This window comes from Dellaglioa sp. CoH-57-MRSF-18, assembly GCF_056781995.1.
Map to the genome: position 1 here is coordinate 1 of NZ_JBXAXX010000116.1, position 397 is coordinate 397.

Consider the following 397-nt stretch of genomic DNA (forward strand, 5'->3'; position numbering starts at 1 on the left):
CCACACATCTTGGTAGCGCTCGACCTTGACCTCGTTACCAGCGTCGTCGATGGTGCGAAAACGCTGCATCTCATCGAGCAGGAGAATGCCGGGTTGGCCTTCCTCAATTTTCGAGTTGTTCAAGATCGAGGACAGCGATGACGACCCGAAGTAGCCGTGCTTGGACGAACCGTCCATCACGACTTCTACAAACTTGTCACCAAACCCCAGCAGCGCGGAAAGGCGGCGCACCAGCTGGGTCTTGCCGACGCCGGTCATACCCCACAGGTTCACGATCACGGGACGCGTGATCAGCTGTGGGAAGATGTACCAAGCACTCACGCTCTCGATTACACGGTCGATGATGTCGTCCAGACCGAAGAACTCGGTACGGAGCTGCGCACGAATCGTGTCGAGT

Annotated in this window: 1 protein-coding gene; it reads right to left on the reverse strand. The window is 57.2% G+C overall.

What is annotated here, in order from left to right:
- Positions 1-397 (reverse strand): AAA family ATPase (locus AC1RPG_RS08335; protein ID WP_481762523.1); only part of this gene is annotated, 397 nt, incomplete at both ends.